The 22,471-nt window shown below is 39.1% G+C and carries 19 protein-coding genes; 10 read left to right on the top strand and 9 right to left on the bottom strand.

What is annotated here, in order from left to right; translation table 11 throughout:
- Positions 1–309 precede the first annotated feature (309 nt).
- On the top strand, positions 310–2,886 hold the full coding sequence (priA, locus tag VB711_RS06280; RefSeq protein WP_323284929.1) for a primosomal protein N': 2,577 nt from the start codon (positions 310–312) through the stop codon (positions 2,884–2,886).
- Positions 2,887–3,105: 219 nt separating this feature from the next.
- Here priA and VB711_RS06285 read toward each other — a convergent pair whose 3' ends face one another.
- Entirely contained in the window at positions 3,106–3,615 is a 510-nt protein-coding gene (locus VB711_RS06285) for a DUF29 family protein (protein ID WP_323284930.1), read from the bottom strand.
- Between the two features lie 410 nt (positions 3,616–4,025).
- On the opposite strand from VB711_RS06285, the gene recQ reads away from it, so the two are divergent.
- Complete coding sequence (gene recQ, locus VB711_RS06290; RefSeq protein WP_323284931.1) at positions 4,026–6,197, top strand: DNA helicase RecQ; 2,172 nt, start codon at positions 4,026–4,028, stop codon at positions 6,195–6,197.
- A gap of 43 nt (positions 6,198–6,240) precedes the next feature.
- On the opposite strand, the gene VB711_RS06295 is transcribed toward recQ, so the two are convergent.
- Positions 6,241–6,399, bottom strand: a complete 159-nt coding sequence (locus VB711_RS06295; protein ID WP_323284932.1) for a hypothetical protein — start codon at positions 6,397–6,399, stop codon at positions 6,241–6,243.
- A gap of 1,030 nt (positions 6,400–7,429) precedes the next feature.
- On the opposite strand from VB711_RS06295, the gene VB711_RS06300 reads away from it, so the two are divergent.
- Both VB711_RS06300 and VB711_RS06305 read left to right on the top strand, forming a co-directional pair.
- On the top strand, positions 7,430–9,427 hold the full coding sequence (locus tag VB711_RS06300; protein WP_323284933.1) for a long-chain fatty acid--CoA ligase: 1,998 nt from the start codon (positions 7,430–7,432) through the stop codon (positions 9,425–9,427).
- 38 nt (positions 9,428–9,465) lie between these two features.
- Entirely contained in the window at positions 9,466–9,915 is a 450-nt protein-coding gene (locus VB711_RS06305) for a YlqD family protein (RefSeq protein ID WP_323284935.1), read from the top strand.
- A gap of 21 nt (positions 9,916–9,936) precedes the next feature.
- Here the strand turns inward: VB711_RS06305 and VB711_RS06310 are convergent, their stop codons facing one another.
- Positions 9,937–10,407, bottom strand: coding sequence for a hypothetical protein (locus VB711_RS06310; protein WP_323284936.1), 471 nt, complete (start codon positions 10,405–10,407; stop codon positions 9,937–9,939).
- Between the two features lie 490 nt (positions 10,408–10,897).
- Between VB711_RS06310 and VB711_RS06315 the strand changes: the two genes are divergently transcribed.
- Positions 10,898–12,169, top strand: coding sequence for a dihydrolipoamide acetyltransferase family protein (locus VB711_RS06315; RefSeq protein ID WP_323284937.1), 1,272 nt, complete (start codon positions 10,898–10,900; stop codon positions 12,167–12,169).
- 377 nt (positions 12,170–12,546) lie between these two features.
- Here VB711_RS06315 and VB711_RS06320 read toward each other — a convergent pair whose 3' ends face one another.
- The 3 genes from VB711_RS06320 to VB711_RS06330 form a co-directional block, all read right to left on the bottom strand.
- Positions 12,547–12,816, bottom strand: a complete 270-nt coding sequence (locus tag VB711_RS06320) for a VapC toxin family PIN domain ribonuclease (RefSeq protein ID WP_323284938.1) — start codon at positions 12,814–12,816, stop codon at positions 12,547–12,549.
- Positions 12,817–12,825: 9 nt separating this feature from the next.
- Positions 12,826–13,086 carry a hypothetical protein gene (locus tag VB711_RS06325; RefSeq protein WP_323284940.1) on the bottom strand — a complete coding sequence of 87 codons (261 nt, stop codon included), beginning with the start codon at positions 13,084–13,086 and terminating at the stop codon, positions 12,826–12,828.
- A gap of 80 nt (positions 13,087–13,166) precedes the next feature.
- Positions 13,167–14,147: a sucrase ferredoxin gene (locus VB711_RS06330; RefSeq protein ID WP_323284941.1), complete on the bottom strand. Its 981-nt coding sequence runs from the start codon at positions 14,145–14,147 to the stop codon at positions 13,167–13,169.
- A gap of 662 nt (positions 14,148–14,809) precedes the next feature.
- Here VB711_RS06330 and VB711_RS06335 point away from each other — a divergent pair.
- From VB711_RS06335 to VB711_RS06345, 3 genes are all read left to right on the top strand, one after another.
- Positions 14,810–15,778: an ROK family protein gene (locus VB711_RS06335; RefSeq protein ID WP_323284943.1), complete on the top strand. Its 969-nt coding sequence runs from the start codon at positions 14,810–14,812 to the stop codon at positions 15,776–15,778.
- Between the two features lie 162 nt (positions 15,779–15,940).
- A complete protein-coding gene (locus VB711_RS06340) occupies positions 15,941–16,354 on the top strand; it encodes a hypothetical protein (RefSeq protein WP_323284944.1) in 414 nt (137 codons plus the stop codon).
- Positions 16,355–16,405: 51 nt separating this feature from the next.
- Entirely contained in the window at positions 16,406–16,747 is a 342-nt protein-coding gene (locus VB711_RS06345) for a nucleotidyl transferase AbiEii/AbiGii toxin family protein (protein ID WP_323284945.1), read from the top strand.
- A 402-nt stretch (positions 16,748–17,149) separates the two neighbouring features.
- Here VB711_RS06345 and tsaB read toward each other — a convergent pair whose 3' ends face one another.
- Positions 17,150–17,806, bottom strand: a complete 657-nt coding sequence (tsaB, locus tag VB711_RS06350; protein WP_323284946.1) for a tRNA (adenosine(37)-N6)-threonylcarbamoyltransferase complex dimerization subunit type 1 TsaB — start codon at positions 17,804–17,806, stop codon at positions 17,150–17,152.
- Between the two features lie 907 nt (positions 17,807–18,713).
- Positions 18,714–18,962 carry a Ycf34 family protein gene (locus VB711_RS06355; protein WP_323284947.1) on the bottom strand — a complete coding sequence of 83 codons (249 nt, stop codon included), beginning with the start codon at positions 18,960–18,962 and terminating at the stop codon, positions 18,714–18,716.
- A gap of 86 nt (positions 18,963–19,048) precedes the next feature.
- Between VB711_RS06355 and VB711_RS06360 the strand changes: the two genes are divergently transcribed.
- The gene (locus VB711_RS06360; protein WP_323284949.1) at positions 19,049–20,284 is read left to right on the top strand and encodes a CCA tRNA nucleotidyltransferase; all 1,236 of its coding nucleotides are present in this window, start codon (positions 19,049–19,051) and stop codon (positions 20,282–20,284) included.
- Positions 20,285–20,401: 117 nt separating this feature from the next.
- On the opposite strand, the gene VB711_RS06365 is transcribed toward VB711_RS06360, so the two are convergent.
- Positions 20,402–21,664, bottom strand: a complete 1,263-nt coding sequence (locus tag VB711_RS06365; protein ID WP_323284950.1) for a hypothetical protein — start codon at positions 21,662–21,664, stop codon at positions 20,402–20,404.
- Positions 21,665–21,939: 275 nt separating this feature from the next.
- Here VB711_RS06365 and VB711_RS06370 point away from each other — a divergent pair, with 275 nt between their 5' ends.
- The gene (locus VB711_RS06370) at positions 21,940–22,419 is read left to right on the top strand and encodes a hypothetical protein (protein WP_323284951.1); all 480 of its coding nucleotides are present in this window, start codon (positions 21,940–21,942) and stop codon (positions 22,417–22,419) included.
- Positions 22,420–22,471: the final 52 nt, after the last annotated feature.

Consider the following 22,471-nt stretch of genomic DNA (forward strand, 5'->3'; position numbering starts at 1 on the left):
AGTTCAAGAAACTGATTGATTAATATTCAGGATAACATTATTTGTATACTTGATATTAAACATTTATGTAACGTACAAGATAAATTGATTTGTCTAGTAAATTACATAATCAGGATGCTAGGTAAATCAAAACACAGGTGATTATAAAAATCAAACACCTTGTAACTCTATTCTCTGCTCAAATATGATCACTAATAACAGTATGGCACAATACAGTTTATCTGGATAAAACTAATAGGTGATGGTTAATCAAATTAGGCAATTTTGTCCAGGTAAAAAAGTAAATTATCGGTCTAGAAAGTAGAAATCATGTACATTAGCGACGTAAAATTATCTTCACTGGCGGTAGCTGAACCGGGCGAGTCTTATCAGTCAAAAACAACTGGATATCGGTGGATTGAAGTATTGGTAGATTGTCCGGGAAATTTAGACTTATTTACCTATAGTTTACCACCCCAGTTAGAAATTAAACCGGGCGATATTTTAAGTGTTCCCTTCGGTTCTCAGCAGTTGGGGGGAATTGCTATTCGGTTACTAAATCAAACAGATTTAGCACCAGAAAAAATCCGGGAAGTGGAAGATGTAGTGAGTAGAGGATTCTTTCCAAAGGCATATTGGGAATTACTCAATCGTGTTGCTGCTTATTACTATACGCCGTTAATTCAGGTGATCCGCATTGCTTTACCACCAGGTTTGTTAGGGCGATCGCAACGTCGTCTCCGCTTGACTGAATTAGGAAAAAAAAAGCCAGAAACTCAACCCTTATTTACATATAATAACCCTTCAACTTTCCTTTCTCCAACAGCACAGCAAATTCTGGAACTTTTGCAAGAACAAGCAGCAGGACATTATAGTTATCACTACATCCAACAAAAAATAAAATCCGCCTATAGGGGAATACGTGAATTATTAAGGTTAGGATTAGCAGAAAGTTACTTAGAACCACCAAGACTAACAAAACCTAAGTTACAAAAAGCAGTCATATTAATAGAACAAATAGATCGGGATTTAACACTACGTCAAAGAGAAATTATTGAGGTTTTACGGCGCAATGGTGGAGAATTATGGCACAGTGAATTGTTACAAACTTGCAGCACTAGCACCTCAGTTGTCAACACTTTAGTAAAAAAAGGCTACATTATAGTTGAGGAAAGGGAAGTATTAAGAGCAGAAAAGGGAGTAGTGTTAGTTGGGGATCAAGATAAATCTTTAACATCAGCCCAAACCAATGCTTTAGAAACAATTAATTCCCTGAATGGATTTGTACAAATTTTGTTGCATGGGGTGACAGGTTCGGGAAAAACAGAGATATACTTACAAGCGATCGCTCCCATATTGCATCAAGGTAAATCTGCTTTAGTTCTAGTCCCAGAAATTGGACTCACACCCCAACTCACAGACAGATTTCGCGCTCGATTTGGGAATAAAGTTAACGTCTATCACAGCGCCCTCTCCGACGGTGAACGTTACGACACATGGCGACAAATGCTCACAGGCGATCCCCAAGTGGTAATTGGTACACGCAGCGCCATTTTTGCCCCCTTACCTAATTTGGGCATGATTATCTTAGATGAAGAACACGACGGTAGTTTTAAACAAGATTCCCCCATTCCCACCTATCACGCCCGTACAGTCGCCCAATGGCGGTCAGAATTAGAACATTGTCCCCTCATTTTAGGTTCTGCTACCCCCGCTTTAGAAAGTTGGATTAGTGTCGGTAATCCCATCACCCCACCCCCTAGCCCCCTCCCCGCAAGCGATGAGGGGGGACAAGATGTAACTTTTAACAATGCTAATACAGCAATTTATTTAAGTTTGCCTGAACGAATTAACTCTCGTCCTCTGCCGCCGGTAGAAATAGTAGATATGCGTCAAGAGTTGCAAGAGGGAAATCGGTCTATCTTTAGTAGAAATTTACAAGACGCACTAAAAGAATTACAAGAAAGTAAACGACAGGGAATTTTATTTATTCATCGACGGGGACATAGTACCTTTGTTTCTTGTCGGAGTTGTGGTTTTGTCCTGGAATGTCCTAACTGTGACGTTTCTTTGGCTTATCACCACACAGAAGAAGGGGCTAGTCAATTATTGCGATGTCATTACTGTAATTATGTGCGATCGCACCCGCCCCATTGTCCCGAATGTAGTTCTCCCTATTTAAAATTTTTTGGTAGTGGAACGCAAAGAGTAGCCCAAGAATTAAATCGCCAATTTCCTAACTTACGTTTAATTCGTTTTGATAGCGATACGACCCGCAACAAAGGCGCACATCGTAATCTTCTCACTCAATTTACTAATGGTGAAGCAGATTTATTAGTAGGAACACAAATGCTTACTAAAGGTTTAGATTTACCTCAAGTTACCCTAGTAGGTGTTATCGCTGCTGATGGATTACTACATTTATCTGATTATCGCGCTAGTGAACGAGCCTTTCAAACATTAACTCAAGTAGCGGGACGTGCAGGGAGAGGAGAAGAACCAGGGAGAGTAATTGTCCAAACTTACACCCCACAACATCCCGTTATTGAAGCCGTACAAAAACATGATTATCAATCTTTTTGTGATGCAGAATTAGAACAACGTCAAGCCCTAAATTATCCGCCCTATGGACGCTTAATTTTATTGCGTTTGAGTAGCTTAGATCCCATTCAAGTGCAGAATACAGCCCAAATCATCGCCACAGCGTTAAGTTCTAAAGAAGGATTTGAGATATTAGGACCCGCACCAGCGAGTATTTTAAGAGTAGCTAATCGTTATCGCTGGCAAATATTACTAAAATTTCCTCCTGATGTTCTGCCAAATTTACCAGAATGGACAGAAATTAGGGCGCTTTGTCCCTCTTCGGTTAGTTTAACCATAGATGTAGACCCAATGAATATTATGTAGGATTAGGAGTCAGGAGTCAGGAGGAAGAATTAGAAGAAGATAAGAACAGTATTTAATACTTGTCGGTTAAGCTAAAAACATTAAATCAGGTAGGTTGGGTTGACGTTAGGAAACCCAACATTTACGGGCTTTTGTTGGGTTGCGCTGTCGCTTAACCCAACCTACAAAAACTCTTAACCGATAAGTATTGGAACAGTATTAAATCTGGGCATTATAAAATCAGTCAAACCAATCTTTTCCACCTGGTAATTGTGCTAAATGATTATCAATCATGTTTGCCAATTCTTTAGGCTGATATTGGTAAATTAATAACAAAAGATTTTCAGCAAAATTAATCAATGCTTTGTGATTCAGCCTTTGAGAAACTTGACTTGGTTTTAACGTACCTCCAAAAATCTCGGCACTAGCTGGACGAATTGCCATTTCTAATGCTTCTGCTAAATATTCTCCCCATTCATCCGATTTAATATAATAGGATTTTTGATGATCTTTAACATTTAATTTAGCAATTTGAATTACAGAATCAGAAATAGAAGCAATCCAGGAATTAGTTAAACGCTGTTCAAGTTGATTTTTAATAAGGTGAATAATTAATCTGACTAAAAAACATTCTATTTTTCGCAAAGTCCCCTGTTTACTCATCTCCTCCAAATCATCAATAATTTCTAAAGCATCATCATAACGACCTTCTAATATACTTTGTTTTAAATCTATTAATTCTTGGGTCATGGTTATTTACTATAATTGGAAATCACAATTCTGAGAATTTTTATTGATCTTTGTCTATAATTATAGCTACTATTCCCTTTTCCCTATTCGTCAACGTAAGGAATATGAATTAAATAAAGTGCAAAAGTAGGGTGTGTTAGCGACAGCGTAACGCACCATTCCAGGTTAAATCAGAATTGCAAGTTATTAAATTTGCGTTCGTAAGTTAAAATCCTAATAACGTAAGTTGCTTTTTTAGTTAAGTAAGGTGCGTCAGAATCTTAAAATTACTGATTTTAGCCTAAATTATTCTGTCTGACGCACCCTACAGGCTACTACAGACTACAAAATATCCGAAAATTAATACCTAGTAACTTGGGTTAATATCTTGATCACAACCCACGCAACCAGCACAGAAACAGCCATCTACCATGCTTCAGTATCCTGAACTCGAAAAAAAGCTTAAATATCACTTTGGTTATGATCAATTCCGTCCTGGACAACGGCAAATTATTGAGGATGCACTACAAAACCGTGATTTAATGGTGGTGATGCCCACAGGAGGCGGTAAATCTCTGTGCTTTCAATTACCTGCACTGTTGAAGCAGGGGTTAACAGTGGTGGTGTCTCCGTTGATAGCTTTGATGCAAGACCAGGTGGAAGCATTAAGAAATAATAACATTTCGGCAACATTTTTGAATAGTAGTTTGAATGCTTATCAAGTGCGATCGCGCGAAGAGGCAATCATGAATGGTAAAGTTAAACTACTCTATGTTGCCCCAGAACGTCTGGTTAGTGAAAGATTTCTCCCGCTTTTAGATGTAGTTAAAGAAAAGGTGGGGATTGCCAATTTTGCCATCGACGAAGCCCATTGTGTCTCAGAATGGGGACATGATTTTCGTCCAGAATACCGTCAATTAATATCTTTGCGGAAGCGTTACCCCCAAGTACCCACCACTGCCCTCACTGCCACCGCTACAGATCGCGTCCGGGCTGATATTATCCAACAATTAGGATTAAAGCAGCCAAGTATTCATATTACTAGCTTTAATCGCCAAAATCTTTATTATGAAGTTCGTCCTAAAAGTAAAAGGGCTTACGCTGATATATTAGAAATAGTCAGAGAAAATGAAGGTTCAGGAATTATCTATTGTTTAACTCGTAAAAAAGTTGATGAATTAACTTTTAAATTACAAAATGATAAAGTTGCGGCTTTACCTTATCATGCCGGATTAAGTGATGAAGAACGTTCAACAAATCAAACTAGATTTATTCGAGATGATGTGCGGGTAATGGTGGCTACGGTGGCGTTTGGCATGGGAATTAATAAACCCGATGTGCGGTTTGTAATTCACTCTGATTTACCTCGTAATTTAGAAAGTTATTATCAAGAGTCAGGACGGGCTGGGAGAGATGATGAACCTTCACGCTGTACACTTTTTTTCAATTATGGTGATATTAAAACTATTGAATGGAGTATTAACCAAAAAACAGATGCCCAAGAACAATTAATTGCTAAACAACAGCTACGCCAAGTAATTGATTATGCTGAAGGGACAGATTGCCGGCGCACAATTCAGTTAGGTTATTTTGGGGAAAGATTTCCTGGAAATTGTGGAAATTGTGATAATTGTCGTAATCCTAAACCCGTGCAAGATTGGACCATTGAAGCGATGAAATTTTTATCTTGTGTGGCACGATGTAAAGAAAGATTTGGCATGGGACATATTATTGATGTGCTGCGAGGGGGTAAAACTCAAAAAATAGCCCTCAACAGACATGATGAACTTTCTACTTATGGTATTGGTAAGGATAAAACTGTAGATGAATGGCGAATGTTAGGGCGATCGCTATTACATCAAGGACTAATAGAACAAACTAGCGATGGTTACTCAGTTTTAAAACTTAATGCCCTCAGTTGGGAGGTGATGCGAAAACAGCGTCAAGTGATGATTGTGGTTCCTGTAGCCGAAAAAATTACCTGGGAAGAAACAAGTAGTGCTAAAGGTGTGGAAGTGGAAATTCTCACCCACAGATTGCGATCGCTGCGTAAAAAACTAGCTGATGAACAGTCTATCCCACCTTACGTCATCTTTCACGATTCTACTCTCAAATTAATGTCCCAAGTTCAACCAACAACCTTAACTGAATTTGGCAAACTTTCTGGTGTTGGTAGCCATAAATTAGCCCAATATGGTGAAATATTTTTAGCAGAAATTCAGGCTTATCGTCAAGAACAAGGTTTACCGTCAGATATCAAAGTTAATTCTCGTCCTTCTTCTAACTCACCTTCTGATACAGAATTAACTACATTACAGTTATATCAACAGGGTTTAAGTATTGATCAAATTGCCAAAGAACGCAATATCCGCCCCACAACAATTATCCGTCATTTAGCAGATTTAATTGAGAAAAATCAACGTATTGATTTAAGTCAGTTGGTAACTTTAGAACATCAACAAAAAATTTGGCAGGTTTTAGAAGTTCTGGGTGATATTGCCCTCACACCCATTCGTGAACATTTGGGTGAAAGCTACAGTTTTGATGAAATTCGTCTGGTGCGGGGAATGTGGCGACGGGAAAAGCGCAGTTCTCAGAAGTGAGTGCCGAATTATATCTTCCTTTTAACTCAGCACTCCTGTGACTTCACATAGCAGAGGAATTAGAATCTGAACGTTGGGCGATCGCTACAGTCGCCGTATTTTTGTTTTGGCCATTGGCAGAAATCACAGACAGCAGTTTAGGAACCGCTAAACAAGCAATGGTATTTACTAAAGTCAGAAGTAAACCATCTCTCAATCCCATATTTAATCTCCTCAGTCGAAAACTTTTTGTTATTAATCTTTAGTTTGAAGCAAAACTGATCCCTTTGCTCATATATCAAGTTTTAAATTTCTTTTGTTATTTATAAGTGAATATAATATATTTATATAACTTTACTAAGAATTATTGAATTTATGAATAAATATTAAATTTCATCAATTAATATATCATTGTTTTGCAAAAATTCAGCCATCTGTTAATATTCAACAGCAGCTTCTAGGGCTTCTACTTAGGGGTTGCTGATAGCGTAGCGTGCCGTTAGGCATATAAAGCTAAAACTGAGATATATCAAGGGTTTGAAGGTGAAAAAGGTGAAAAAGGTGAATCAAGTGCAAGGAATTAAGCGTTGAAACTGTTCATTTACCTATCACTTGACCAGATTGAATACTGTTCTTCTCTGCTTCTAATTCTTCCTCCTGACTCCTGACTCCTGACTCCTGACTCCTGACTCCTAGCCCTAATGAAAAGACTTTTTCATCAAACCCTACTTATTTTCTGAAGTCCTGTATTCGCTGATTCAATTAACAGAACATCGGCTGCAAAAATTAGGACTAAATTTACAGAATTGGCGACCAGTCAATGAATAAGTAGTACAATAGGGGAAACTCGTAACTGTGATCTTTGGTTTTTTCGATTTGGAATCTATTGGTGATAGATCCAAAGGTTTGCTTTTCCTATTGATCAAAATAGATATAACTTTAGGAGAAGCTAAACAAACCACTAGGTTGATAAATGTAATCAGTAGCATATCCATAAAACCCATAAGTATTTACCATGGAAAATATAATTCGTAATTAGAAACTGTAATGAAGTGAATACGAATTATTTGTTTATTAATTGATGCTCGTGATAGAATCTATGAAACTTCATAAAAACGGGATCATAGTATTCATACATATTCCTATCATAGCATAAAGGTTTATATTTATAAACCCAAGATCCAGTTAAATTTTTAGAAGCCATAAACTATTCTGCATTTAAACTGTATAAATTCATAGTTCTAGCTTTTGTTATGACCAAACCTCAAACTGATTACTTATCCAATATTACCGAACGAGAATATCGGGCATTACAGACTTTGGTAGACTATACCGATGTCAAATCACTACCAGAAATTTGGATTTTAGCTGCCAAAAAGTTTGGTGATACGGTGGCTTTGTATAATCCCCATAGCCAACCAGAAGTCAAGATAACTTATCAGCAACTAGCAGAAAAAATTCAGCAATTTGCCTCTGGGTTGCAAACTTTAGGAGTACAAGGGGGCGATCGCATTTCCCTAATTGCCGACAATAGCCCTCGTTGGTTCATAGCCGATCAAGGTATCATGACTGCTGGGGCTGTAAATGCAGTGCGTAGCGCCCAAGCAGAAAGGGAAGAACTACTTTATATTATCGCTAATAGTGGCAGTACGGTGTTAGTAGTTGAGGATATGAAAACCCTCAATAAACTACAGCCAAAATTGAATGATTTACCGATTAAATTAGTAATATTACTCACCGAAGAAGCCGCACCAGAAGAAAACCAGAGAGTAATCAACTTTTCGCAATTACTAGAAATTGGTAAAAACAGCACTTTGGTGTTATCTAAGCAAAACAACGACACATTAGCAACCTTAATTTACACCTCTGGAACAACAGGCAAACCCAAGGGAGTAATGTTGTCTCATGGTAACTTGCTGCACCAAGTCAAAACTTTAGGAACAGTAGTACAACCACAAAAAGGCGATATTGCCCTCAGCATTTTACCAACGTGGCACAGTTACGAACGAAGTGGAGAATATTTTTTACTTTCTCAAGGTTGTACACAAATTTACACCAACTTACGTTCAGTTAAAGAAGATTTAGAGAAATTCAAACCTAACTACATGATTGCCGTACCCAGGTTATGGGAATCAATTTACGAAGGAGTACAAAAACAGTTTCGTAAACAACCAGCGAAAAAACAACAACTAATTAACTTTTTGCTGGAGATGAGTCACAAATATATTCGAGCGAAAAGAATAGCCAATGGGTTAAGTTTAGAACATACTCACGCTTCATCTATTGCCAAATTCACAGCTAAAATCTTAGAAATTGTTTTGCTGCCATTTCATGCCCTGGGAGAAAAATTAGTTTACGCTAAAGTGCGAGAAGCCACAGGTGGAAAAATTAAACACGTAATTAGCGGTGGTGGTGCGTTGCCTCGGCACATAGATAACTTTTTTGAAATTATTAGCGTTGAGATATTACAAGGCTATGGTTTAACAGAAACCTCACCAGTAACTAATGCCCGTCGTCCTTGGCGGAATTTTCGGGGTTCATCTGGGCAACCCATTCCGGGAACAGAAGTTAAAATAGTTGATCCTGAAACTCGTACACCGCTACCAGTGGGGAAACGTGGTTTAGTGCTGCTCAAAGGTCCACAAATTATGCAGGGCTATTACCAAAATCCCGAAGCGACCAAAAAAGCCATTGATGAACAAGGTTGGTTTGATAGTGGTGATTTAGGCTGGGTGACACCGGAAAATGATTTAGTGTTAACAGGGAGAGCCAAAGATACAATTGTCTTAACCAATGGGGAAAATATCGAACCCCAACCCATAGAAGATGCCTGTGTGCGATCGCCCTACATTGATCAGATTATGCTAGTGGGACAAGATCAGCGCAGCATCGGTGCTTTAATAGTTCCCAATTTTGAAGCTTTAGAAAAATGGGCGCGAACCCAGAATTTATCCCTAAATCTGGCAAAAGAATCCTCATTGAGCATCAATAATACAGATGAAGGACTCCAGAAAGCTAACCTATCTACGCAGTTGGAGAGTAAAATAATCCAGGATTTATTTCGGCAAGAATTGAATCGGGAAGTACAAAATCGTCCAGGTTATCGAGCCGACGACCGTATTGCCCAGTTCAAGCTAATTCTCGAACCATTTTCCATTGAAAATGGCATGATGACACAAACCCTCAAAATTCGCCGGCACGTTGTTACAGAACGCTATCGCGATATTATTGACGGAATGTTTGCCAAATAAATTTCCTTGTAAACTATCAGAGTGAACGTGAAATCTTTATGGATGTCTCCAACCCTAAATTGCTTTTAAAGCGCGTGGTTAATGTCAAAGCTGTCGTCACTCCCCTGTGGAAAGACGAAATACAACAGCAGTTACAAGCACAGATCAATCAACTTGATCAGCAACTACAACAGCTAGACATTGAAGGACAAAGAGCAATTAGCGCGATTCAAAAGCAGAGTTTACAACCACCAGGACCCCAAACTCTCCAACAAATTGACAATATCCAACTCCAAGTTAATCAAAAGAAAAGTGAATTTCTAGAACAAAAAAATCAATTGCTGCAAAATCTTCAGCAAGTACAGTTTTTAGAATCAGAACAGGAAGTTATTCAAGGTCAAATGGAAGGATTTTTTAGCATCGAACCCGGTGATAACTTAATTAGCAAGACGCAGGTGGAAATCCTTTTACGTGATGGCATTGTAGAAGAAATTCGCGGCGACATCTAAAAAATTAGCAGTAGGGGTAAACTACGGTGTTTTACCCTTACTCGCCCCAGCCCAAATAATTTGCCAAATAGGAGGGGAACTAACTAAGAGCGATCGCCCAAAACTACTCATTTCAACACGGTAATTTATTTGACTTATTGAATTATTACGCCCCTGCTGAATTTCCGTAACAGTCACTAAAGCCTGATTGGGTTCGGGATATTCAACCTTGATTTTTCGCTCCCCCTGATCCACCCCTATTCCTTCTAAAGCATTTAACGCCAAAGCCGCAGGATCACTCCCCCGCAGCAAAGAATTGATACTTTCTAAAGGAATTGTTTGATAATTAGCACGCTGGCGGTAGACTAGAACTGCCGACACTTGGGGCTGTTCTGTTCGATAAGTAGTTTGGGTAATATTTCCATCTGGCTGATGCTGGCTGAGATAAGCGCCAACAGTAGTGACAAAAATGCCTAATGTCAAAATTAAACACAATTTGAACTTTACCGACATAATATTAAAAGATATAGCGGTATGCACTTGAATGAGATACAGAATCTACAGTAAAAGCCTTATGGCAAGAGACTCTTAACTCCTGACTCCTGACTCCTGACTCCTGACTCCTGCTATAAGTACAAACAGGTTAATCACCAAATTTAAATTTCTGAGAGAAAGATCGGGCGATCGCTCTTAATTCCCCTTGACAGACAACTTTTGATCAGCACAATGGATATTGAAGACTGATCATCATTTTTCCTCTACCTTCCTTATTTCCCTCTCACCTGGTATACATAGACATTTACCCCAAGCTAATGTTCCAACTGTGAACAGTTAATCTACCAGATAGGGATCAAGGTTGTCTTAACTTGTTCTGGTCTGTCAACAGGGAAATAACGGAAAAAATAAAACCATGATCAAGGTACAAAAACTTTCTAGTCAAGATACAATTCGATCTAGCAATAGCTGTTAAACTCCATAAATTATTGATTCTCGAACCACCATTATGAGCATTAACGAAGTATTTATGCCGGCGCTTAGTTCCACCATGACCGAAGGGAAAATAGTCTCTTGGGTAAAGTCGCCAGGAGATAAAGTGGAAAAAGGCGAAACAGTGGTGGTTGTCGAGTCAGATAAGGCAGATATGGATGTAGAATCTTTCTATGAAGGATTTCTCGCCCATATTATCGTCCCAGCCGGTGAAACCGCCCCTGTAGGTGCAGCGATCGCTTACGTAGCCGAAACCCAAGCAGAAATCGAAACCGCAAAGTCTTTGGCTAACCCCACCAGTACCGCTACACCTGCTACACCTGCTCCCGTACCCGTTGCCGCTACTGCCTCAGTCATCACACCAGCCACAGGATCTCAAAATGGCTCAAACCATAGTCCAGAAAGGCTCGTAGTTTCCCCCCGCGCCCGCAAGTTAGCAAAAGAACTTAAAGTAGATTTAAATACTCTCCAGGGTAGTGGCCCTTACGGTCGCATTGTGGCGGAAGATGTGGAAGCCGCAGTTGGTAAAGTTCAACCAGCAATTACCCCTGCTGTAATTGAAAAACAACCCACACCAGCACCAAAACCAGCACCAGCACCAGTCACTTCCGTTCCAGGTCAGGTAGTACCTTTTACCACTCTGCAAAATGCCGTAGTTCGGGGTATGGTATCTAGCCTCACCGTGCCAGTCTTCCGTGTAACTTACACAATTAGCACTGATGGACTAGACAAAATTTACAAACAAATTAAGTCTAAAGGCGTAACAATGACGGCTTTACTAGCAAAAGCCGTAGCCATGACGTTGCAAAAACACCCTCTATTAAATGCCAGTTATTCAGATCAGGGAATTGTCCATCATTCCAATATCAACATTGCTGTAGCAGTAGCGATGGATGATGGGGGATTGATTACACCCGTGTTACAAAATGCCGATGCCATAGATATTTATTCTCTATCACGCACCTGGAAATCTTTAGTAGAACGGGCTAAAGCTAAACAACTCCAACCAGAAGAATACAACAGTGGTACTTTTACTCTGTCTAACCTGGGGATGTTTGGTGTAGATACATTTGATGCGATTTTACCACCAGGACAAGGCTCAATTTTAGCGATCGGTGCATCCCGTCCCCAAGTTGTAGCCACTGCTGATGGTTTATTTGGTGTACGTCAACAAATGCAAGTTAATATTACCTCAGATCACCGCATTATTTACGGCGCTCATGCGGCGGCTTTCTTGCAAGATTTAGCAAAATTGATTGAAACCAATCCCCAATCTTTAACACTATAGGAAAAAGGGAACAGGTGAAGCACCCAGTCTTCTCTACGAGATGCTAGGCGATCGCAAAGCGTCCCGCAGGGAAGAGGGTTTCCCCCATTCATTACTAAGATGACATTATAGCGATCGTACTGCCCATATACCAAAATATAATCAGCTTTCATCGTGTATAGGGTTTTGCTATAGTAAGGTTAGGTATCATCCTGTAATGCTTGACGTTGAAAGTACATAGGGTAGCTCCTCTACCAACGGCACAAGCACCAATCAAAGTATCAAGTATACTAAAAACGGTTGAGACATGGACTTTTGCAAAATTACGAAAAACCGGGATTTGTAGGGGTTTAGCAGTGCTAAACCCCTACCCACAGAATCAAATAATTAAGCCGTCTTTAGTATAACCCTAAATTATCTGATAAGTGATAGGTGGTGAAATTGGATAGAGCAAAAGCACAGTCAACCTCAGTAGGCCAAATGACTGGTAGAGGAGCAACGAGCTTGAGAGTATCCCGGAGTCGTTGGGTATTTTGGGCATTTTGAATGAGTTCCATAACCACAAAACCGGGAACGCTCGGTACTTCTAGGAGACTGGCAAACCAGGTAATTGCAGGAGCGTGACCGCGCTGAATGTCAATTAGAATATCTGTATCTAATAAGTACATTAAATTTACCTATGCTCGATCCCTTGTTTCAGCCTGATGACGTAACTCACGAGAGTATGCTTGACTATCAGTAATATCAGGAACTGAACTGATTACACCTTCATTTTCCCAATACTTAACAAGTTCTGCTCCAGTTTTGGGGAGATTATCTGCAACATTCCTGGTAAATAAAATACTTAAAATATATTCGGATAACGGTACATCAAGTTGAGAAGCTTCGGTGTGAAGCTCTTTTTCTAGTTCTGGTGGTAAATTCAGGTTAATACTCATCTCGCTCTTTTGTTGAGTTTTGATTCCTATTATAGAACTTGAGGAAAACCCTATCACCAAGTCATAACTAGCAACTTGACTCAATTATTTGCGAATGTGGCTACCTTCCTCGCAACCATCCAGACATTAGCAACAGCATATTTAACAACCGTTAACTCTTGTGTAGCATTACAAGAACTCTTGACAACTTGAGTCTTGATTTCATCTTTCACGAGTTTGGCTTGGTAAGTGTAGAAAGCACCACCAGGTTGTTCAAAACTTAGCTCGGCTAACATCGTATTATTATCTAAACTTTGCTCTAATATTTTACCGGCTACTTGATAATTAAACCAATCCCAACCGTGAGCAAAAATAAATTCCCTTTCTAAAATTTGTAATGCAGATGGCAAAATTCCCCAGCCACGATAGACTTTATTCAAACATTGAATATCACCACTATGGATTAAAATTGAACTGAAAGAATCTTGATCAAGAAGACCATAATATCTCCCTTCTGGTAAATCTATTGCTGTTGGTGCAAAGCGATGTCCACCAAAGTGAGTGGATTTCCAAAGTCGGATATGATCTAAATGTAAATTAGAGATGGTTTTGGTAGCATAAAAATAAAAAGGGTTGCCATGTTTCGCGCAACATTGATCATGGCTACCATGAGTACAAACTAAAATATCTCTATTGATATTAGATTCAACTTGATAGTCAGAAGCAATACCCAATAACCATTTACGGACTAATCCAGCTACTTGTTCAATATTTGGTAGTTTATATTCTTGCCGACAGTAGCCATTACTTAAACCTTCTCGTTTTTGATAAATCAAAAGAGTTGTATAATCTACTTTATGTGATTGACCATTAGCAATTAATAAAAACTGAATTGGTAATTTAGCTCGTTTTACTTCTTCTACCAAAACCCGCAAGTTATCTGGAACCCATTTAGATTTAAATGCTGCTGATACCCAAGGTTGGGGACATTCTACTAAAATATAGGTTTGGTAGTTGGTGGCACTACCAATAATTTCCTCTCCTATTTGCCGCGAATATTCAGAGCAAAATAAAGTATTCATCTAGATGTACTCAAGAATAGATTTTATGGACAAAGGTAATCAAAAAGTATCATTGTGTTTAGGGCTACAAATGCTAATTTTTTAAAGAAATCAATTATTCTCAAAAAGATTTCTCAACTAAATAACAAGTAGGCATTTTATAAGATACTGACTTTTTTAAGTCTTTCCGGTTAATAAATTCTCCATTCAGCAATAAGCATATCTTGATAAAGTTTTATTATCTGAATATAGATATATTGCGAAAGATTCTCAATTATCTTTTAAAAAAATACAACGGCTATTATTGATGTAAAAATTGATATAATCCGAGCATCTTCAAATGCCGAATATTTATAATACATCAAGTTTTGGCTGATTGCATTGGGTTTGAAATCAGAAATCGCTTTTCGATTATAACTGAATTTAGTCAAAAAGGCAAGCATTTTAGGTTTTTCAGTACCTAATATGTAGAATCTACGCAAAAAATCTTAAAAAGAGCCATAATTTTGGATTTGGAATAATTTTTTTTATTTCCTTGTTTGAGATATTGATTTTAGAAAGGATCTCATGATGAACGACTACAAGTGGTTATTAAAGTGATAATGGGAATGAGGGATTAAGGGGATAGGTGGAGGATAAACCTCTTTGATCTTATTCGGCATCTATGCTCATTGTAAAGTTCTATGAAAATAATCTTAGCTCTTGATTTTGGCGGAACTAAATTAGCCGCAGGGACAGTAAAGGTTGGTTCTAGGGAGTGGCTGCGGTATGAACGGCGCTTGTCACCAGCAAATGCAGATGCTATTAGTGATATAGATATTATGCGATCGCTAATTGATTCGGTGCTAGATGGCAGTAAACCGGATGCGATCGGTGTCAGCTTTGGGGGGCCTGTAGACGCAGCGACCGGTATAGTCAGACTTTCTCACCATGTCCCTGGATGGGAAAATATTCCCCTCAAACAACTGCTAGAGGAAGATTATCATGCCCCTACCAGTGTAGATAACGATGCTAATGTGGCAGCCTTTGGTGAACATCGCTTCGGCGCAGGTCAGGGATATGATAGCTTATTTTATATCACCATCAGCACTGGTGTAGGTGGTGGTTGGATACTGAATAATCAGTCATGGTCAGGTGCATCAGGCATGGCCGGAGAAATTGGACATATAGTAGTAGATCCTAGTGGACCAATCTGTTTATGTGGGAAGCGGGGATGCGTGGAACGTTTCGCTTCTGGACCCTACATAGCGCAAAATGCACGGGAATTGTTAGAGAAAGAAACCCAGGATTCTCCAATAAATAATAGAGGAGAAATACTCAGGTATTTGGTAGGAAATGACTTAAACTTAGTTACCGGGCAGGTAGTAAGTGCTGCGGCTGGGGCTGGAGATGAATTAGCCCAGGAAGTTATGTACAAAGCGGCTTGGGCGTTGGGTGTAGGTATTGGTAATGTTGCTAATTTGATGAATCCCCAACGTTTTATTTTAGGTGGTGGTGTTACCAAGGCTGGGGAAACTTTTTGGTCAGTAGTGCGAAAGGTGGCACGGGAAACTGCACTCCCAGAAGTGAATTTTGAAATTGTCCGGGCTTTGTTAGGTGATGATGCGCCATTATGGGGGGCTGTGGCTTTGGGTTTAGATGTTGTGTGTTGAAAATGCTCCACCTTTTTCTGTCTCACGCAGAGGCGCAGAGGCGCAGAGAGGAATTAAGCGAGATGCGTAGCACTCACGTTTTTAACCTTGGGTTACTTCTGCCTCCTGAATCTGTGTTTTCTGCGCCTCTGCGGTTCGATTAAAGACCTTTAAAGTCACACTTTGGCTGAAACTGCTAAACGAGTTCCTAGTGGGGTAGTTTGTCTTCTATCAGCACTCAGTTTTTATGAGCTAACTACGCAATCACCTTTTGAAGTATGGCTTGCTATTCCTCACAAACATCGTCCACCAAAAGATAATCTTCTACCTCTAAGAATCGTTTATATGTCTGGTCAATCTCTAGAAGAAGGCATTGAAAACCATCTAATAGAGGGTGTTAATGTAAGAGTATATTCCTTGGCTAAAACAGTCGTGGATTGTTTTAAATTTCGTAACAAAGTTACTCTAGAAGTAGCACTAGAAGCACTTCGAGAATGTTGGAAAGAAAGAAGATGCTCAATGGATGAACTATGGCATTACGCTAAAATTTGCCGAGTCCATAATGTAATGCGTCTTTATCTAGAATCACTCCCATGACATCGAAAAAGCCTACTAATATAGCAGTCTCTATCCAAGGTAAATTGAAAAATGAAGCTTTTAAAAGGATCTACTCTTTTTAATGTGTGGAATGGTGAACCACATAGAGCAACAAAAGATATAGATTTTCTGAGTCATGGCAATAATGAAGTCGAATATATAAAGAAAGTTTTTCAAGAAATTTGCTTGATAGAGTGTGAAGAAGATGGCATTATTTTCTTACCAGACTCTATTGAAGCTGAAGTTCATAAAGCTCAACTAATAAAAAAAGACCAGCCGTATCAAGGAGTAAAAGTTAAAGTCTTCATCTGGTGGATGCTAACCACCTTTTACTCAAAAACGACGTGCTTTGACAATACAACCTTCATTATGCCTTTCATTATTGAGGTCTAAGCGATTACAAGTAGCCCTTCCTCTAGGAGTAATACCAATAATTTTTAAACCATCTGCTGACCAAATGAAATGATCAGACCATTTTTGTTTTCGAGGATTAAATATAGGAATTATATCTCCAGTAGTTTGTCGATTGGGTTAACACAAAGAAACCCAACAATACCCTTAAAATCAGCGAAAACATGAATTACACTCTTATTTTTAGCAATATCATTTTAGCTGATCCTTGTACACTTCCTTTAGATAGATGAATAGAATTAAAAGTAGTTATAAATTAGCTAGGTATGGTAAACACTTGGTATATATCTGGGCTTGGTTAAAATGGCCAAGCCCTTTTTGTATTTTAAGTAAATTGGCTGAACTAAATAGAAAACCTCCTGACTCCTACTGCTTGCTAAATAATTACACATCTACTGGATGCTGTCCATAATAAGGTAAAGCTTGAGACCAATCAGGACGCAGCCCTTGTTGCCAATCGAAACCAGCTAATGTTACAATACTATCAACTGTTGCGGCTAAACCAGATGTGGCTTTAATTAATTGATAGCTACAATTGCAATTAGTGAGATTTTCTTGCCATGTTTCTGGTGTGAATACATTATCTGATAATAAAGTTGTGAGTCCAAAATTATTAGATGTAGATTGATAAATAGCACCAAAAATTTGCCCTCGTTGTGCAGGCATTTCTACAGCAATAGCTTGATTTGTTTGGCTTTTAATTATTTCTGTCCAAGCTACTGCGGCTAAAGTAGAAACAGCAAATACAGGAATGTCTAACTGTTGTCCTAATGTACGGGCTGTAACTACACCAATGCGAGTTCCAGTAAAACCTCCAGGACCTTTAGCAACGGCAATAAATTCTAAATCACCCCAGTTTTGTGGTTTAATAAAATCAATTAAATATTGATGTAGATGACTGGATAAATCCCGTCCCAAATTCCAAATCTGACAACGGGTATCACCTGCAAAATTAGTGATAGTTAAACCTAATTCAGGGGTGCTGGTATGTAGTCCCAGTGCGTATTTTGTTTGTGGGAAATGTTGGAGTTGAGTTGTCAAAGTAAATTTAGGTATATACAACGGTACTCGATTGAGTGAGATACAAAAACCCCACCCCCAAGCCCCTCCCCGCAAGCGAGGAGGGGGCTATAATATAGCTCATGCAAGTGCATACCGCTATAGGTTTATTGATGATTAAAATCATATCATTTAATCCTAATGAATTAATTACACAATGGCGATAAAGTAAGGGGAGATTGAGATTAATTAACCTGATAGTCAAAAAAGATTTTCGCAATAAAATCTAGCTTATTCTCAATAATGTTGAGAATAATGTCAATAATTTAACGAATTTTGGTCATTTCAGCTAGGGGGGTTTACAAGATTTATTTTTATGCTATATTTTTATTAGAATTGGACGGTATTGTTCTGTTTTCTGCAAAAATTAAATTTATTAACTCGACTTGCTAGATATTAACTTTTGGATATTTTGTATTTTGTAGTCTGTAGGGTGCGTCAAACAGAATAATTTAGGTTAGAGTCACTAATTTTCAAGACCCGATAATTTCACCAACAGTAGCCATAATACTTTTCGGTTAATCCCACCAAAAAATATAATTATGTAGGTTGGGTTGACGTTAGGAAACCCAACATTGATAGGCTTTTGTTGGGTTGCGCTATCGCTTAACCCAACCTACGAAAACTAGGAGTTACTGAAAAACCTTGCACTTTTGTCGATAGCCAAGGATGAAAAAATGTTTTAAACTATTCTCCTGACTCCTGACTCCTGACTCCTAGCCCTAACGAAAGGACTTTTTCCGCAAACCCTACATATCATCTGCATTTTATATAGTGCGTAAGTCCTAGTTTATTTAGTTGGGAAAGAAGATTAGATGTAGAAATTGTTTCTAGCGATCGCTCTTTGTCATCACTACCAACTCAACCTCATGGCGATCGCTATCATCATTCAAGTAGGAACTAATTCACCAGGACGTAACTTAGACCACTTACCCATTTCCCGTTTAAAACTCAGACAACCGACTACATCCCATTCCATCTCAATCATCTCATTGGCTGTGCGAATATTGACATTAATGGAGGGTTCATTGGGGTCAAAATCTGGGGTTTCGGTTAAGTGGGGCTGTTGGTGCTGTGCTTCTACAGCATTGTAGGTTACACAACGGTCTACATAGTGGCAGTTGACGCAAATACACATAATAGTACCAACTCCAGAAACCTTATATAGTTAATTTAGCTCAAACCACAGCATTAATCATTAGTTGCTAGGTTGATTTTTATTATATGTATGATTCACTAGCTTCTCACCTAGCCGTAAACAATTGGCCTTTTAGCCTAGAATGGTTGCCACAACCTGCTTATATGGTTGGTGGTGCGGTACGTGATGCCATTTTGGGCAGGAGTCGAGAATATTGGGATTTAGATTTTATTATCCCATCTGGGGCGGTAAAAATAGCCAGAGCGATCGCTAAACATTATCAAGCCGGTTTTGTTTTACTCGATGCTGAACGACAAATTGCCCGTGTGGTATTTCCCCAAGCTACGGCTGATTTTGCTCAACAAGAAGGCGATAGTTTAATCACAGACTTGCATAGAAGGGATTTTACCATTAACGCGATCGCTTACAATCCCCACACCCAAGAAATTATTGATCCTCTCCAAGGTTGTGCAGATATCAAGTCTGGTTTATTGCGGATGATCTCATGTAAAAATCTGCAAGACGATCCCCTGCGGTTAATGCGAGCTTATCGTCAAGCTGCTCAACTCGGTTTTATCATTGAACCAACTACCCAAACCGTAATTCGTGCTTTATCAGCAGATATTACTCAAGTCGCAGCCGAAAGAGTGCGGGTAGAAATTGGTTATCTTTTAGCAAATTCTCAAGGTACTCCTTGGTTAAAAGCTGCCTGGGAAGATGGTTTATTAACTAAAATTTTCCCAAATGTCACTGCTGAAAGTTTGCAGAAAGTAGCAGCAATTGATCAAGCCTATATCATACTTTCTCAAAATTGGCAACAGCTAGGGCAGGAATTATCAGAATATATCCGCGATACAACTAAAACCACTTGGTTAGGGATTGCTAAACTGGCTTGTCTAGTTAATCCAAATCCAGAAATTGCGGAAATACAACTACAGGAATTAACTTACAGTCGTGTCGAAAATAAAGCTGTAACCACTGCCATGAGACTGTTTCCCCAATGTCAAAAAACTGATATGTCGATTCGAGAACAGTATTTTTTCTTTCGTGAAGCCGGGAATGTCTTTAGAGCGATCGCTCTTTTAGCCCTAATCAATGATATCCTAATCGAAGAAATAGCCCCCATGATTAATCGTTACCTCACCCCCGATAATCTGGTAGCCCATCCCACCCCTTTACTAACTGGAAAAGAGATAATTGCCGCTTTAGAAATTCCCGCTTCACCAGAAATCGGTAGACTCTTAACAGAAATTGCTGTGGCACAGGCTGAAGGAAAAATTTCCACAGCAGCAGAAGCGATAGAATTAGCAAAGCAATTATAGCAGGAGTCAGGGGGTAGGGGGCAGGGGAGGAATAATTAATTTATTACCAATCACAAACACGGATTTAACGGATTACACGGATGACACGGATTTGAATATTATCCAATTACCTATTACCTAATCTTGCTGTTTTTTAACTTGCTCAAATTCTTGTTCTAGTAGGTCTGTTTCGGTGGTATAGACCAAATCTTCTTGACTGATGACTTTCTCTGCGCTAAATTGACGGGCAAAGTTGATTTTATTCTCTAATGCTGGATCGGGATTTGCTAAAAGCTCGGCTCGTTGTTGACGTTTTTGATTGCGATCGCTAATCTTTTTATTACGCCATTGAATCCAAAAATAACGGGCTAAGGGTATACCTAAAAAACCCGTTCCATAAGCCAAGAGTAGCCAATAAATTGCTTGGACAAATGCCACCAATCCCCCCAATTCGGCTGCGGCTGTACCATCTGTTAACAGACTTCCCAGCACCAATGCACCAACAAAATTGAGTATACCTAAACCAGCACTCAACATTATTTGCCCAGAACTAGCTGCACTAAAACGCCAGGGAAATTCATGTAAATACTCTGTTACTGGGTGACGCTCCTTTTTACTGGCTCTTACCTGCAATTCTGGGAAATAATAAACAAGTTGACCCTCTGGACTTGCCTCTGGTTCGCCATTAAATTGCCTGAGTACAGTTAGCATATAATCTTCATAATCTTGTTGATAAGACTCGCCCAAATCATCAAGATATGGAGTAACTTGTTCTGCGACTATTGCTCCTTGTTGATGACGAATTACTGTAGCGATTTCTTGCCAGCGTCGTTCCTGTAAATTGGCGTTAGGATCACCATCACCAAACAAAAATGAGAATACCGCTTCAAAGAAATTCAAATCGTTTTTTTCTGCCCTTTGTTGTCGCCTTTCTATAGAGCGATCGCTATAATTAGGGCTAAAATACCAAAATAAATCTGGGAAAAAGAAGAAGTTAAACCCACGGGAATTATCGCTGCGATCGTCATTGTCCCGATTGGAGTTAGCAGCAGTAATAATAATAACGATGGTGACAGTAATCAAGGCAATGGATACAATCAAAAAAATGCCAAAGGAAATGCGAATTAGGTAAAATAAAACCCCCCAAACCTTTTTCCACCATTCTTGTAGCCGTAATTGCCAGAATTTATTCCGTAAAATTGTCCGAAAATCTCTCGGAAACTGGTAAGCAATATCACCCGATTCTGCAACCTGCAAATGCCCTCCAGCCTCAGATGCTAGGGCTAATAATCCTTGATTTGCCTCAGCTACATTTAATCCTGCCTGGGTTGCCACATCACCAACGGTAACTCGATAGCCCAGTTCTTCCACAGATCGCATGATGGCGGGATTGGGAATCATTTCTTTCCCCTCCTCTAGTATTTCACTTTATCTTTAATTTATAGCAGTATTTCATCAACCTGTAAGGATTTGGTACCGGCTGCAAATAGATTATAACCTAGATTTGAACTACTGAGATCCCCAATTTCTCTAAGAAGTAGGGGATCTGAATCTTGCGATTTAGACAATATTGAAATAAATGTCACCAAAATATGTTATTAAAAAGAAAAATGGTAAATTTAAAAGCCATCTAATCTCTATTTGACTTAGTTAACCAGGAAATTTTCTTTCTAAATATGGTTCAGTATACTCTAGCTCAAAGCCCAGAAATTATTCTCTCTGTTCCCGGTAAAGATTCAGCTAAAGCACGGGACAAAGCAATGGATCAACTGATGGAAATGATGGACGCAGGAACGTTACCCACAGAATTAGAAGAGGGATTTAGCCCTCAACAGTTGATTGAAGTTAAGGAATCTAATATTGATCCGGCTGCTGGTGAGGATACAATTACCCAAGCTGTTCAACTTCTGAGCAATTTAGCTACACTCAAGCTCAAAGTGCAAGAGTCACGGGCTGAAGCTTTGGAAATTCGCAAAGCGGTTGATGTTCTTTTCTCTGATAGTTTAGTATCAGAAGAAGAAATTTCTCGACTCAAGGAAGGTTTTAAGGTTCTCAAAAACTTTGCCCAAGCCAATATCCGTTATCAAGAAGCTAGAACTAAAGCTGAACAAGCAAGGCAGGTTTTAGATCAAGCTCTCAAATCACCAGATAATTAGGGCTAGGAGTCAGGAGTCAGGTAGTTATTAATTTTTCGGATATTTTGTAGTC

Origin of the sequence: Cronbergia sp. UHCC 0137, assembly GCF_034932285.1 — a bacterium.
Classification (GTDB): Bacteria; Cyanobacteriota; Cyanobacteriia; order Cyanobacteriales; family Nostocaceae; genus Cronbergia.